14 protein-coding genes are annotated in these 13,334 nt (G+C 63.2%); 9 read left to right on the top strand and 5 right to left on the bottom strand.

Annotation, left to right across the window (positions count from 1 at the left end; genetic code table 11):
* Position 1: 1 nt before the first annotated feature.
* From AC5ZGW_RS20295 to AC5ZGW_RS20310, 4 genes are all read left to right on the top strand, one after another.
* Positions 2-751, top strand: a complete 750-nt coding sequence (locus AC5ZGW_RS20295; protein ID WP_130231029.1) for an NUDIX hydrolase — start codon at positions 2-4, stop codon at positions 749-751.
* Between the two features lie 105 nt (positions 752-856).
* Positions 857-2,182, top strand: a complete 1,326-nt coding sequence (locus AC5ZGW_RS20300; protein ID WP_028163946.1) for an LLM class flavin-dependent oxidoreductase — start codon at positions 857-859, stop codon at positions 2,180-2,182.
* Between the two features lie 124 nt (positions 2,183-2,306).
* On the top strand, positions 2,307-2,474 hold the full coding sequence (gene rpmG / locus AC5ZGW_RS20305) for a 50S ribosomal protein L33 (RefSeq protein ID WP_027581235.1): 168 nt from the start codon (positions 2,307-2,309) through the stop codon (positions 2,472-2,474).
* A gap of 76 nt (positions 2,475-2,550) precedes the next feature.
* Positions 2,551-3,081: a hypothetical protein gene (locus AC5ZGW_RS20310; protein WP_130228725.1), complete on the top strand. Its 531-nt coding sequence runs from the start codon at positions 2,551-2,553 to the stop codon at positions 3,079-3,081.
* 1 nt (position 3,082) lies between these two features.
* Here AC5ZGW_RS20310 and AC5ZGW_RS20315 read toward each other — a convergent pair whose 3' ends face one another.
* Both AC5ZGW_RS20315 and AC5ZGW_RS20320 read right to left on the bottom strand, forming a co-directional pair.
* On the bottom strand, positions 3,083-4,489 hold the full coding sequence (locus tag AC5ZGW_RS20315) for an ammonium transporter (RefSeq protein WP_130228726.1): 1,407 nt from the start codon (positions 4,487-4,489) through the stop codon (positions 3,083-3,085).
* Between the two features lie 543 nt (positions 4,490-5,032).
* Positions 5,033-6,268: an MFS transporter gene (locus AC5ZGW_RS20320; RefSeq protein WP_130228727.1), complete on the bottom strand. Its 1,236-nt coding sequence runs from the start codon at positions 6,266-6,268 to the stop codon at positions 5,033-5,035.
* A 134-nt stretch (positions 6,269-6,402) separates the two neighbouring features.
* Between AC5ZGW_RS20320 and AC5ZGW_RS20325 the strand changes: the two genes are divergently transcribed.
* A complete protein-coding gene (locus AC5ZGW_RS20325) occupies positions 6,403-6,987 on the top strand; it encodes a TetR/AcrR family transcriptional regulator (RefSeq protein ID WP_130228728.1) in 585 nt (194 codons plus the stop codon).
* Between the two features lie 262 nt (positions 6,988-7,249).
* Here AC5ZGW_RS20325 and AC5ZGW_RS20330 read toward each other — a convergent pair whose 3' ends face one another.
* Positions 7,250-8,623, bottom strand: coding sequence for a PleD family two-component system response regulator (locus tag AC5ZGW_RS20330; RefSeq protein WP_028163955.1), 1,374 nt, complete (start codon positions 8,621-8,623; stop codon positions 7,250-7,252).
* Between the two features lie 15 nt (positions 8,624-8,638).
* A complete protein-coding gene (locus tag AC5ZGW_RS20335) occupies positions 8,639-9,004 on the bottom strand; it encodes a response regulator (RefSeq protein ID WP_027581229.1) in 366 nt (121 codons plus the stop codon).
* A 225-nt stretch (positions 9,005-9,229) separates the two neighbouring features.
* Here AC5ZGW_RS20335 and AC5ZGW_RS20340 point away from each other — a divergent pair, with 225 nt between their 5' ends.
* Positions 9,230-9,529, top strand: coding sequence for a DUF3572 domain-containing protein (locus AC5ZGW_RS20340; protein ID WP_028163956.1), 300 nt, complete (start codon positions 9,230-9,232; stop codon positions 9,527-9,529).
* Complete coding sequence (locus tag AC5ZGW_RS20345) at positions 9,508-10,815, top strand: DNA polymerase IV (RefSeq protein ID WP_130228729.1); 1,308 nt, start codon at positions 9,508-9,510, stop codon at positions 10,813-10,815. Before AC5ZGW_RS20340 ends, AC5ZGW_RS20345 begins: the two co-directional genes overlap by 22 nt.
* A 117-nt stretch (positions 10,816-10,932) precedes the next feature.
* Here the strand turns inward: AC5ZGW_RS20345 and AC5ZGW_RS20350 are convergent, their stop codons facing one another.
* Positions 10,933-11,796: a cell envelope integrity EipB family protein gene (locus AC5ZGW_RS20350; RefSeq protein ID WP_207231103.1), complete on the bottom strand. Its 864-nt coding sequence runs from the start codon at positions 11,794-11,796 to the stop codon at positions 10,933-10,935.
* Between the two features lie 237 nt (positions 11,797-12,033).
* Here AC5ZGW_RS20350 and AC5ZGW_RS20355 point away from each other — a divergent pair, with 237 nt between their 5' ends.
* On the top strand, positions 12,034-12,501 hold the full coding sequence (locus AC5ZGW_RS20355) for a RidA family protein (protein ID WP_130228743.1): 468 nt from the start codon (positions 12,034-12,036) through the stop codon (positions 12,499-12,501).
* Positions 12,502-12,504: 3 nt separating this feature from the next.
* Positions 12,505-13,257 (top strand): glycerophosphodiester phosphodiesterase family protein, encoded by a 753-nt coding sequence (locus AC5ZGW_RS20360; RefSeq protein WP_130228731.1) that lies wholly within the window; start codon positions 12,505-12,507, stop codon positions 13,255-13,257.
* Positions 13,258-13,334: the final 77 nt, after the last annotated feature.

The raw sequence follows: 13,334 nt of genomic DNA on the forward strand, positions 1-13,334 counted from the left end.
AATGACCGAAGCAGCGACCGCGATCAAAGCGGAAGTCAAGGAAGAAAAGGAAGCGGATCATCATCCGTATTTCCGGCCCAAGGATGCCGCGACGCTGATCCTGATCGACCGCTCCAGCGCGAGGCCGAAGGTGCTGGTCGGCAAGCGCCACGACAAGGTCGTGTTCATGCCCGGCAAATACGTCTTTCCCGGCGGCCGCGTCGATGCGGCCGACAACCGCGTCCCGGTCGCCGCTCCGATCAGCAAGGAGCTCGAGACGAACCTGCTGAAGGGCAGCCCGAAGATCACGCCCGGCCGCGCGCGTGCGCTCGCCAATGCGGCGATCCGCGAGGCCTGCGAGGAGACCGGCCTGTGCCTCGGCCGCAAGGCTGAGAAGCCCGGCAACCTCGATGGTCCGTGGAAGCCGTTCGCCGATGCCGGCCTATTGCCCGACCCCTCCGGCCTGTTTCTCATCGCGCGCGCGATCACCCCGCCTGGCCGTGTCCGCCGCTTCGACACGCGCTTCTTCACGGCGGATGCCTCCGCCATCGCCCACCGCGTCGAGGGCGTGGTGCATGCCGATGCGGAATTGGTCGAGCTGGTCTGGGTCGAGATCGGCTCCGAGCCATTGGCGGACGCCCATGCCATGACCAAGAACGTGCTGGCCGAGCTCGACCGCCGGCTTGCTACCGGTCCGCTCAACCACGACGCTCCGGTGCCGTTCTTCCATTTCTACGGCGGCAGGATGCAGAAGGACATTTTGGGAGCTTGACAGAGGCATGTCGCGCAAGTGTGCAAAAACAAAATAATCTTCCCAGTGGCGCCGCCGTGCTTCGTGCCTATCTGCTCCTGAACGACCCACACGGAAACGGGGCAAATGGCACAGCGTCAACTCAAGCTCGGCGCTTTCATGCGGCCGATCAGCATCCACACCGGCGCATGGCGCTATCCCGGCGCCTGGCCGGACGCCAATTTCAACTTTTCCCATATCAAGCAGCTCGCCCAGAAGCTGGAAGCCGGCAAGTTCGACGCCTTCTTCATGGCGGACCATCTGGCCGTGCTGAACATGCCGATCAATGCGCTGAAGCGCAGCCACACCGTGACCTCGTTCGAGCCGTTCACGCTGCTGTCGGCGCTCGCGACGGTGACGGAGAATATCGGCCTGGTCGCGACCGGCTCGACCACGTTCGACGAGCCCTATCATGTCGCCCGCCGCTTTGCCTCGCTCGACCACATCAGCGGCGGCCGCGCCGGCTGGAATATCGTCACCACCTCCAATCCGGATGCGGCGCTCAATTTCGGGCTCGACGACCATATGGAGCATGCCGAACGCTATCGGCGCGCGCGGGAGTTCTACGACGTCGTCACCGGGCTCTGGGATTCCTTTGCTGATGATGCCTTTGTGCGCGACGTCGAATCCGGGCTCTTCGTCGATCCTTCGAAGATGCATGTGCTCAATCATGAGGGAAAATACCTGAAAGTGCGCGGTCCTCTGAACATCGCACGCCCGGTGCAGGGCTGGCCGGTGATCGTGCAGGCCGGCGCATCGGAGGACGGCAAGCAGCTCGCGGCGGAGACGGCGGAAGCGGTGTTCACCGGTGGCGGCAGTCTCAGCGACGGGCAGAAGCTTTATGCCGATATCAAGGGCCGCATGGACAAGCTCGGCCGCGACCGCGAGCATCTGAAGATCCTGCCGGGCGCCTTCGTCGTCGTCGGCGACAGCGTCGAGGAGGCCAAGGAGAAGCGGGCGTTGCTCGACAGCCGCGTACACTACGACAGCGCGATCGCCTCGCTCTCGGTGATCCTGGGCACCGACGCGTCCGGATTCGATCCGGATGGGCCGTTGCCGCCGATCCCCGAAACCAATGCCAGCAAGAGCGGGCGCCAGCGCCTGGTCGACGTCGCCGCGCGCGACAAGCTCACCGTGCGTCAGCTCGCACAGCGCGTCGGCGGCTATGGCGGGCTGGCCTTCGTCGGCACTCCGAAACTGATCGCCGACCAGATGGAGGAATGGCTAACGAGCTATGCCTCCGACGGCTTCAACATCATGTTCCCGTACCTGCCGGGCGGGCTCTACGATTTCGTCGACAAGGTGGTGCCGGAACTGCAGAAGCGCGGGATCTTCCGCAAGGAGTATGAAGGCAAGACGCTGCGGGAGAATCTGGGCCTGCCGCGGCCGAAAAACCGGTTTTTCGCGCACTGATCCGCCCGAATTGGGCCGGTTTGGGTCCGGAAAACCTTGACTTTGGGCCGATTCTGACTAGTTTGCCGGCCAAACGCGGGCCGCTTGGCCGGCTCCTATACCCCACATTTCCTGAGGTTTTGACATGGCCAAGGCGGTCACCATCAAGGTCAAGCTCGTGTCGTCCGCCGACACCGGCTACTACTACGTCGCCAAGAAGAATTCGCGCACCATGACCGACAAACTGGTCAAGAAGAAGTACGATCCGGTCGCGCGCAAGCACGTCGAATTCCGCGAAGCCAAGATCAAGTAAGATCGCGGGACACTACCCACTCGAACGGGGCCTCGCGGCCCCGTTTTTATTTTGTGGCCCGGGGGCAAGGGCTCACATGATCGCAACCTTGGACGAAGGAAGCGTCGGCGGTTACTCGGTCGCATATGGCCGCGAGGACATCTACTTTCCCGTCTACATCACCGCCGCCCTCGCCGCGATCTTCTTCACAGCCACCTGGATCACCGGCGCGCTGTATTGGCTGGCGCTTGCGGCTGCGGCGGCTGGCTTCACCTACTACAACATTCCCCTGCTGGAGACCGGGCGCCCGACCATCGGCGCCAATCAGTACGGCATCTTCATCCAGGCCTTCGGCCTGATCCGCTGGCGCGCCATCGAACGCATCGACCTCGTCCAGATCGCCGAGCGCGCGATGACCGTCCATGAATTGCAGATCGCGCTCAGCATGCCTCTCAGCGGCGCGCTCGTCGCCGACTGGCGCAAGCGGCCGGCCTATCGCCGCTTGATGCGGCTGCCGTGGCGCATGGACCACCGCGCCGTGGTGTGCGTCAACCTGGAGCCATTCGACCGGTCGCCCGACGACATCCATCGGACATTCCTCAGGATGTGGCGTTACTACCGGAGCTAAGTCAGTGCACCACTTCACCATGCAGCGCGAGGTCGAGGCCGTCGCGCTCGGCGTCCTCGTGCACCCGAAGCCCGACGAACACCTTGACCGCAGCGAGGATGATCAAGCTGACGACGGCATCGTAAACGATCACGGAGGCTACGCCGACGCACTGGTTGAAGAACTGACCAGCGTTCCCCTCCAGAACGCCGGCCGTCCCGCCGTATTGTTCGACCGCGAACACGCCCGTGAGCAGTGCCCCGACGATGCCGCCAATCGCATGCACGCCGAAGCAATCGAGCGCGTCATCATAGTTGAACGTGCGCTTCAAGCCGGTGCATCCCCAATAGCAGAAGACGCCTGCGCCAATTCCAATTGCAAAGGAGCCGACCGGTCCCACGAAACCGGAAGCCGGCGTGATGGCGACGAGGCCCGCGACCGCGCCCGAGCAGATGCCGATAACGGTCGGTTTGCCCTTGAGCGTCCATTCCACCAGCATCCAGGTGAAGGCAGCAACCGCCGTGGCGATCTGCGTCACCAGCATGGCCATGCCCGCCTGCATCCCCGCCGAGACGGCGGAGCCGGCGTTGAAACCGAACCAGCCGACCCAGAGCAAAGAGGCCCCGATGAAGGTGAGAACCATGTTGTGAGCAGGCCCCGTCTCCTTGCGCTTGCCGAGCATGATGGCGCACATCAGACCTGCCACGCCGGCGTTGATATGCACGACGGTACCGCCGGCGAAATCGAGCACCTTCACCCATGCGTTCTCGTTGGCAGCGGCGAAGACGCCGTCGGGTCCCCAGACCCAGTGCGCAGCCGGCGCATAGACCAGGATCGCCCACAGGCCGATGAACCACAGCATGGCCGAGAATTTCATGCGCTCGGCAAATGCGCCGGCAATCAGCGCCGGCGTGATGATCGCAAATGTCATCTGAAAGCAGATGTACACGGCCTCGGGAATGGTTGGAGCAAGCGGATTGGGATTGCCAATTCCGCCCTTGCCGATGTCGCTCAGGATGTCCTTGAGGAACATGCGATCGAGGCCGCCGACAAGGGGCGTGCCAGCGCGAAATGCCATGCTGTAAGTCAGAATGGCGAATAGAATGGTGACGAGACAGGTGACCGCGAAACTGGTCATCACGGTGTCGCCGACGTTCTTCTTGCGCACCATGCCGCCATAGAACAGGCCGAGGCCCGGGATCGTCATCATCAAGACGAGCGCGACGGATGTGAGCATCCACGCCGTGTCACCCGAGTTCGGCGTGCACTTTTCAAGGACCTTGCCGCCGCAGGCCGGCGGCGTCGCGTCCTGCGCAAACGCAATGTCGCCCAGTGCGAGACCGAGGAGCGCAATTGCCAGGAAAGTCGCCAGGAAAGCAGCCGCGAATTTCACGAGCCTTTGGCTCGCATAGATCCTTGAGTGCATCATCTTTCTCCCGTCGCAAGAGAAGTCGGCGAAAGGCTTGAAGAGAGGCTTTGCCGCGCCGGCACACGCGCGGCTTGCTGCTCAACGGACGTCACCAAATGTCTGCTGTGGCCCGCTCGTCGGGTTTTCGCAGTGCTTTGGAGCGCCGCAATTGGCCTGCAGTGCTTGCCCAGAATTGGCAACGTGCCCGACTTGGGCACAAAGCTCGGGCAACTCGGCGCCGCGGCACGGCCGTCGAGTTTCAGTGGCTTGGGATTGGCGGCGACTAGCCTCATGGGCTGCCAGCCTTTTCAGAGACACCAAAGTCGGAAGACGTCCGTGTCGGTCTCCGACTCCCAATTCTTAGCCAGACTTAATCAAGTTTCGTGCCACCAACCATGCAGAGAAAACCCGTTGAATCAACATCGTCTCTCGTTCACCAACGCGTGAACTAACTTGGCTGCTGCCGATTTTGAAAGCACATCACTGACCATAATTTAATCAGCCACGATGGCCGTCGGCATGGCGCAGCAGTCCTCCGCGGAGGACTAGCCACCGGCGCGGACTTTACGCCGCCTTCAATAGCGGCGGCTGCGAAGGCCGCACCAGCGCAAACGCCACCTGGATGATGCCGCCGGCAAGCCCCAGCGCGACGCCGATGCGCCAGGCCATGGTGTAGGAGCCGAGCGCGTCGTACAGCAGCCCTCCCCCATAGGCGCCGAGGAAGCTGCCGATCTGGTGGCTCATGAACGCGAGCCCCTGGATCATCGCCTGCCAGCGCAGCCCAAACATCTCCGCCACGGCGCCCGCGACCAGCGGGCCGACGCCCATCCACAGGAAGCCCATGATGGCTCCGAACAGCAGCGTGGAGGCAGGCGTCGCCGGCAGCATGAAATACCAGGCGAGCGCCAGCGAGCGCAGGATGTAGATCATGCCCAGCAGCGCAAGCTTGTTCCAGCGCTGGCCGGCCCAGCCGAAGAAGAGAGAGCCGAGTACGTTAAAGCCGCCAATCATGCCGAGCGTCTGCGCGCTCAGCATTGGGTCGAGGCCGCAGATCGCGAGATAGGACGGTAGATGCGTGGTGAGGAAGACGAGTTGCATGCCGCAAACGAGATAGGCGCAAGTCATCACAACGAACGAGGCGTTGCCGAGCGCTGCTCGCGCGGCAATGGCTGCGGTGGCCTCGCCGATGTCCTCGGATGACCTTGGCTTGGGCAGCGGGACCTTGTCGATGCGACCCGCGTACCAGGCGGCAGGAATCATCGCGAGCGCCAGCACCACGAAGCCGAGCAAACCGACGCGCCAGCCGAAACCTTCATTGAGAAGCTGTCCGATCGGGGCCGACAGCAGCGCGCCGAGCGATCCGGCACCGGAGACGATGCCAAGCACCGTCGAGCGCACCGTCTCGGGCACCGCGCGGGCAGCGACCGACATCGCGATCGCGGCTGCCGTGCACGCCATCGAGGTACCGATCAGGACCCCACCGCCGATCATGATGCTGATGACGCCGTGCGCGCCCGCCATGAACGCAAGGCCCGCGATATAGAGCAGCGAGCCAACCACCATGATCGGGCGAAAGCCGTACCGCACCGTCATGGCGCCGGCGAGCGGCTGCAGGAAGCCCCAGGCGAGGTTCTGCACCGCCAGCGCCAGCGTGAAGTCGGAAACAGAAATCCGGATGTCGTGCGTCAGCGGCTGCATGAAGATGCCGAGGCTCTGGCGCAGGCCCATGCTCAGCGTGAGCATGATCGAGGCTCCGATCAGGATGGGCAGCGTGGGACGCAGGACTTGCAGCAAGGGCATTGTTTTTGTTCTCCCTATCGATGGCGGCGCAGCAAGGTCCACCTGCGATTCACGCATTTTTTAGTTACACAGACCTGTGTACCTTGGCTATAAGGGAGGGGTGCTGTCAAGCGAGTGAGATACGGAGCCAACGCATGGCTTCTCCGCACCAGAAACAGACGATGAGGGACCGCATCCTTCAGACCGCCGACCGGCTGTTCTACCTGAAGGGCATTCGTGCCATCGGCGTCGACACGATTTCCGCCGAGATCGGCATCAGCAAGCGCACGCTCTACAATCACTTTCCGTCTAAGGACGCGCTGATCGCGGCCTATCTCGAGCATCGCTTCGTGCAGCCGAAGCCGTCGGACAAGTCGCCGGTCGAGCAGATCCTCGGCACCTTCGATGCGCTGGAGCGTCGTTTCGGCGCCAAGGATTTTCGTGGCTGCCCCTTCGTCAACGCGGTCGCCGAACTCGGCAGTGAAGACAAGTCGGTCAAGAAGATCGCCATCGCCTTCAAGGAAAGTCGGCGGCTGTGGTTTCGCGATCGATTGGTCGAGCTAGGCGTTGCCGATCCGGAGGGGCTTGCGATCCAACTGCAATTGCTGGTCGATGGCTCGATCGCGCAGGATCTCGTCCGCGACGATCCCGCGATGGCGCGCGCGGCGAAAGATGCGGCGCGGGTGCTGCTGGAGAATGCCGGGGTGAAGGTCAGTAGCCCGGATGAAGCGAAAGCGTAATCCGGGGGCGGACGATGAGCGCACGCGCCCGTGGAGAGAACCCCTCACCCAAACGAGTACGTTGCTGGTACCGGAGCAGTCCTCTCCCACAAGGGGCGAGGGCGCATCAACCGGCACCTGCAAGGCAGGGACGAATTCTGTTCGAACGGCGATGGCGCGTCCTTTCCTTCTCCCCTTGTGGGAGAAGGTGGCGCGCATGCAATGCGCGACGGATGAGGGGTTCTCTCCGCGGGCACGCCGCATCCCGCGCGCTACGGAGCGGCTATGCCGCCGCTGAGACCACCCTGTTGCGGCCATCGTGCTTGGCGCGGTAGAGCGCGTTGTCAGCGCGTTTGAGCACGTCGGAGACCGACTCGCCCTTGCGCTCCAGCGTGGTGAGACCGATCGAGATCGTGACCTCGATGCGGTTGGCGCCCTTGTTGATGGAGAAGGATTCACCGGCGATCGAGCGGCGCAGGCGTTCGGCGACCATGCTGGCGACGTGAAGGTCGGTTTCAGGCATCACGATCACGAATTCCTCGCCGCCATAGCGGCAGGCGAGATCAATGCCGCGGATCGATTTGCGGATCCGTGTCGCGAAGTCGCGCAGGACGTCGTCGCCGGCGTCATGACCATAGGTGTCGTTGATCGCCTTGAAGTAATCGATGTCGAGGATCATCAGCGCCAGCGGCTTGCCGCGGGCGGAGGCCTGTTCGGCGAGGGTCCCCAGATGGCTCTCCATGTAGCGGCGGTTATGCAGCCCGGTCAGCGCGTCCGTGATCGCCATCTCGATCGAGTTCTGCACATTGTCGCGCAGATGATCGGTATAGCGCCGGCGCCGAATTTGCGTGCGCGCCCGCGCCAACAGTTCGTTCTTGTCGATCGGGCGCAGCAGGTAATCGTTGACGCCGATCTCGAGCCCACGCAGCAGCCGCGCATTGTTGTCCGCATCCGAGATGGCGAGGATCGGCAATTGGCGGGTCCGCTCCAGCGAGCGCGCCTGGCTGCAAAGCCGCAGGCCGTCGTAATTGTCGAGGCTGAGCGAGACAATCAGCAGGTCGTAATTGCCCTCGGCGGCATTGAACAGCGCTTCCGCCGGGTTGGTCTCGACATCGACCGTATGCTCGGCCGACAGCATCGGTGCGAGCCGTTCGTAGGACGACGGCCGGTCGTCGACCAGAAGGATGCGGCCGCCAAGCCCCTTGTCGGCAATCGCGCTGCGTTCGGGCGCCTGCATGCCGATCTCGAGCGAGGTGATCGCGCGCATGCGCAATTCATCGGTCATCATCTTCAGTCGCGTCAGCGAGCGCACGCGTGCGATCAGCACGACGTCGGACACCGGTTTGGTCAGGAAGTCGTCGGCGCCGGCTTCCAACCCGCGCACGCGATCGGCGGGGCTGTCGAGCGCGGTGACGATGACGACCGGAATGAAGTGCGTGGCCGGGTTGGACTTGAGGCGGCGGCACACCTCGAAGCCATCCATGTCAGGCATCATGACGTCGAGCAGGATGATATCGCACTCGGCACGAGCGCAGATCTGCAGGGCCTCGGCGCCGTTGGAAGCGGTCAGCACGTCGAAATATTCGGCCGACAGTCGTGCTTCCAACAACTTGACGTTCGCGGGAACGTCATCGACCACGAGGATACGCGCAGACATCGAAACTCTACTCCCCTACCCGATAAAGCGTCGGACAGTCTCAATGAATTTGCCGACCGAAATTGGTTTGGACAAATAGGCCTCGCATCCGCCCTCGCGGATGCGTTCCTCATCGCCCTTCATCGCGAACGCGGTGACCGCGACCACCGGGATCTTGCGCAGATCGGGATCATCCTTGATCCAGCGCGTGACTTCGAGCCCGGAGACCTGCGGAAGCTGGATGTCCATCAGGATCAGGTCGGGATGCAGCTTGCGGACCAGATCGAGCGCTTCGAAGCCGTTGCTCGTGCCGGAGGTCTGATAACCGTGCGCCTCCAGCAGGTCGCGAAAGAGCTTCATATTGAGCTCGTTGTCCTCCACGATCAGGACGGTCTTGGCCATCCCGTCCCTCCAAAGCCGTAGGAAACAGTCCCTGATACGGTACGTTCGATACCGCGCTCGGGCGCGTCGAAATGTAAAATCAAACTAGCGCCAGATTCGCTCAAACCCGTTAAGCCCGACGCTATCTTGTGTGGCGTGGTTTCCACTTGCTTGAACAGGTCCGAAAGACTCGGGCATGATGCGTCTCATTAGAGAACATAAGTTAACGGAAAGGCAAACCGGCCGTTGAAAAAGCCTGTTCAAAATCCCCGCGAAGTAGCTGAAATCGTTGCGGTTCAGGCACTGGGTTTCATTGCCGGCGACCCCGAAAGGCTGGGCCTGTTCCTGGCCGAGACGGGAATCGGCCCGGAGACGCTCCGCTCGGCCGCCTCCGATCCAAAGTTCCTTAGCTCGGTGCTCGATTTCGTGATGCGGGATGATGCGACCGTGCAGGCGTTTGCGAAGGCTTCCGAGCTGCACCCGACCAACATCGCCGCGGCCCACCAGGTCTTGAACGATCCCAAATGGGAACGCGACGTGCCGTGAGCGCTCCGCTCACGAGCAACGGCCCCCGCTGCTTCTGCCGGGATTGTCTCGGCGATCTCGACTTCAAGGCAAGGCGCTGCAGCCATTGCGGCTCGCCGCGCCTGGTTCGCCATGACGCCCTGCCCCGGCTTGCGCTGGCGCATATCGATTGCGACGCCTTCTACGCCACGGTCGAAAAACGCGACAATCCTGATCTCGCCGACAAGCCTGTCATCATCGGCGGCGGCAAACGCGGCGTGGTCTCGGCCGCCTGCTACGTCGCGCGGACTTTTGGCGTGCGCTCGGCCATGCCGATGTTCAAAGCGCTCGAGCTTTGCCCGTCGGCGACCGTGATCCCACCGGACATGGCGAAATATGTCCGCGTCGGCCGCGAGGTGCGCCACGCGATGCAGGCGCTGACGCCCCTGGTCGAGCCGTTGTCGATCGACGAGGCCTTCCTCGATCTCTCCGGTACTGAGCGCGTCCACGGCATGATCCCGGCGAAAGTGCTTGCGGGCTTTGCCCGCGACGTCGAGCGCAATATCGGCATCACGGTGTCGGTCGGGCTGTCCTGCAACAAGTTCCTGGCCAAGATCGCGTCCGACCTCGACAAGCCGCGTGGCTTCGCCACGCTCGACCAGGACGAAGCGCGCGAGATGCTCGCGGACAAGCCGGTCGGATTCATTTTCGGCGTCGGCCCTGCGACCCAGGAAAGGCTGATCCAGCGCGGTTTTCGCACCATCGCCGACCTGCAGCGCGCGGACGAGAACGAGCTGATGAAGCAGTTCGCCAGCGAAGGCCGAAGGCTATGGCGGCTTGCGCGCGGCATCGACGACCGCCGCGTGGTAGCCGATCGCGGCGCCAAGACGATCTCGAGCGAGACCACGTTCGAGAACGACATCCGCGATTTCGTCACGCTGGAAAGGCTGCTGTGGAGATTGTCCGAGAAGGTCTCGGCGCGGCTGAAGAACAGCGAGCTTGCAGGCTCCACCATCACCTTGAAGCTGAAGACCGCCGATTTCCGACCGCGCACCCGCTCGCAATCGATCGCGGCGCCAACCCAGCTCGCCGGAAAGATCTTTGCGGTGTCGCGCGAGATGCTGGCGAAGGAGATCGACGGCACCGCCTTCCGCCTGATGGGCGTCGGCGTCAGCGCGCTGCGGCCGGGATCGGCGGCCGACGACACCGACATGCTCGACCGACGCTCCGCCCATGCCGAGCGCGCAATGGATGACTTGCGCAAGAAGTTCGGAAATGCGGCGGTGATTAGGGGGATTTCTTACAAGGGGCCGGCGAAGGCGGAATAGGCCTCCATCGTCATGGCCGGGCTTGTCCCGGCCATCCACGCCTTCGCGGTGGCGGCAAGAACGTGGATGCCCGGGACAAGCCCGGGCATGACGGCAGAGTACGCCGCGAATAATACCTCACTTACACGGCTTCGAGTCCTTGACGTCGAACTTGCCCATCGCGCCTGATATCACGAAGTCATTGTAATCCAGCACCAGCGCACGGGAGACGCCGTTCTCATAGAGCTCGAACGACATCGCGTAGACCGGCGTCTGCTCGCCATCAACGGCCTTGGCGTCCCGGTCATAGTAGCTCACCGTCACCGGCCAGCGGGTCATCGCTTTCATCGCATCGTTCGTGCTCGAAGCATCGGGCGACGCCGGCGCGCGCTCGCCGGGGATCGGCTGTCCGATCACCGAAAGCGTGTTGTAGACCTTTTCGCCATTGTCGGAGCCGTCATAGACCGTGAGCTCGAGCACGCTCTTGCCCTCGCGCGCAGCAGTGATGATGTGCTGGATCTGCTCGGTCGGAAATACGACTTTGCCGTCGAGCTGAAAGGTCTTCGCCACCGGCTGCTTCAGCTTGACCGTGATGTGGTCGCCCACCCGCTCCGCCACGCCATCCACCGGCGCGGAATCGCCGTCGTTCATCCGCGTATCGATCTTGAACCGGTAGCTCTTGCCGGCGGCATCCTCCCAGGACGAAGAGCGCAGGTCGGAGAGCGTAACCTTGCCCTCGCCGCTGTCGAGCTCCGATACCTGGCGGAATTCGGATGTGTAGCCCTCGCAGGTGCTGCCGGAGAAATTGTAGAGGATGCGCCCGCGCACGCCGCTGATCGCGTTGGAACCACGCGACTTCACGAGATTGAGCTCGTAGAGCGCCTGATGCGACAGAAACGGCACCGTTCCGGCCGTCGCTGCTCCGTTGATGAATCCCGATCCTGCGGCTACGGCAATAGTCATCGCCAAAACGCGAGGCGGAATCCGGAACAGGCGGGCCATGTATATCCCTTTAGGAAACGGGCGATTCGTCACAATAGTGACGGCTCTATTGCGCCGCAACTGGGGCAGTTTCACAAAAAGGTAACGCCGAGGACGCGAGTGATGCGTTTTTCGGCATATTTCACCGGGGTTTACGCAGAAAGCGCCGTCCTTGACCGATCCGCGGCCGACTTGAAAGCGGCGGCGCGATGCGCGAAACAGTGCGCCCTGATTGTCACTGAACCGGGGACGGAAAACATGGCAGGTACGGTCGAACAGAAACTGGCGGCACAGGGCATCACCCTGCCCGAGCCCGCTGCTCCCGTGGCGAACTATGTCGGCTTCGTCCGGACCGGCAACCTGCTGTTCGTCTCCGGCCAGCTTTGCTTCGATGGCCAGGGCAAGCTGATCGCCAAGGGCAAGCTGGGCGCCGGCGTCACCCTCGAGCAGGGTCAGGCCGCCGCCCGCGGCTGCGCGATCAACCTGTTTGCGCAGATCAAGGCCGCGCTCGGCGACCTCGACAAGGTCGCGCGCGTGGTGCGGCTCGGCGGTTTCATCAATTCGACGCCCGACTTCCTGGACGCACCGAAGGTGCTGAACGGCGCCTCAGACCTGATGGTGGCCGCCTTCGGCGACAAGGGCCGGCACGCCCGCACCACCGTTGGCGTCGCTTCGCTGCCGGCGGACGCCGCTGTGGAAGTCGAAGGATTGTTCGAGGTCATCTGAGCGATGCGAGCTCCCGACTGGCTGACGGCACGGCCGGTCGCCCATCGCGGCCTGCATGATGCCGCGCGCGGCATCATCGAGAACATGCCGGCGGCGGCAGAGGCGGCCATCGCGGGCAATTTCACCATCGAGTGCGATATCCAGCTTACCGCCGACGGCGAGGCCATGGTGCATCACGACGATGCGCTCGGCCGGCTCACCGAGGGCTCGGGCCTCCTGCTCACCAAGACGGCGGCCGAACTGAAGACCGTCAGGTTCAAGGACACCGCGGAGCGCATGATGTCGCTCGGCGACCTCTGCGCGCTGGTTGCCGGCCGCGTGCCGCTCCTGGTCGAGGTGAAGAGCCATTTCGACGGCGACCGCAAATTGGTGAAGCGGATGGCCGAGGTGCTGAGCAGCTATGCCGGCCCCGTGGTCGGCATGTCCTTTGATCCGGACCAGGTGCTGGCGCTGCGCGAGATCATGCCAAGGCTTCACCGTGGCGTCACCGCCCAGCGCAATTATGACGACGGGTATTGGGCCAAGCTCACGCCGGCACAGCGCGACAGCATGCTGTACCTGCGCCACGGCTTTCGCACCGAGCCGCATTTCGTCGCCTTTTGGGTCGACCAGTTGCCGGCGCCCGCTCCCTGGATCGCCCGAAACCTGTTCGGCTGCCCGCTTCTGGCCTGGACCGTGCGCACGGCGGAGCAGCGGGCGAAAGCGGCACGCTATGCCGACCAGATGATCTTCGAAGGTTTCATGCCGGGAACCTGAGATGTGGCTGGCGGACTTGAAGTCGGCATTGCGATGCACGATCTTTCCAAGGCGCAGGTCACCATGGGCGATGGCCG

This window comes from Bradyrhizobium sp. Crot121, from assembly GCF_059512385.1.

Bases quoted from the DNA above. Each gene is read 5' to 3' on its own strand.
- AC5ZGW_RS20295 (WP_130231029.1), top strand. From the start codon at position 2: ATGACCGAAGCAGCGACCGCGATCAAAGCGGAAGTCAAGGAAGAAAAG.
- AC5ZGW_RS20300 (WP_028163946.1), top strand. From the start codon at position 857: ATGGCACAGCGTCAACTCAAGCTCGGCGCTTTCATGCGGCCGATCAGC.
- rpmG (WP_027581235.1), top strand. From the start codon at position 2,307: ATGGCCAAGGCGGTCACCATCAAGGTCAAGCTCGTGTCGTCCGCCGAC.
- AC5ZGW_RS20310 (WP_130228725.1), top strand. From the start codon at position 2,551: ATGATCGCAACCTTGGACGAAGGAAGCGTCGGCGGTTACTCGGTCGCA.
- AC5ZGW_RS20315 (WP_130228726.1), bottom strand. From the start codon at position 4,489: ATGATGCACTCAAGGATCTATGCGAGCCAAAGGCTCGTGAAATTCGCG.
- AC5ZGW_RS20320 (WP_130228727.1), bottom strand. From the start codon at position 6,268: ATGCCCTTGCTGCAAGTCCTGCGTCCCACGCTGCCCATCCTGATCGGA.
- AC5ZGW_RS20325 (WP_130228728.1), top strand. From the start codon at position 6,403: ATGGCTTCTCCGCACCAGAAACAGACGATGAGGGACCGCATCCTTCAG.
- AC5ZGW_RS20330 (WP_028163955.1), bottom strand. From the start codon at position 8,623: ATGTCTGCGCGTATCCTCGTGGTCGATGACGTTCCCGCGAACGTCAAG.
- AC5ZGW_RS20335 (WP_027581229.1), bottom strand. From the start codon at position 9,004: ATGGCCAAGACCGTCCTGATCGTGGAGGACAACGAGCTCAATATGAAG.
- AC5ZGW_RS20345 (WP_130228729.1), top strand. From the start codon at position 9,508: ATGGGAACGCGACGTGCCGTGAGCGCTCCGCTCACGAGCAACGGCCCC.
- AC5ZGW_RS20350 (WP_207231103.1), bottom strand. From the start codon at position 11,796: ATGGCCCGCCTGTTCCGGATTCCGCCTCGCGTTTTGGCGATGACTATT.
- AC5ZGW_RS20355 (WP_130228743.1), top strand. From the start codon at position 12,034: ATGGCAGGTACGGTCGAACAGAAACTGGCGGCACAGGGCATCACCCTG.
- AC5ZGW_RS20360 (WP_130228731.1), top strand. From the start codon at position 12,505: ATGCGAGCTCCCGACTGGCTGACGGCACGGCCGGTCGCCCATCGCGGC.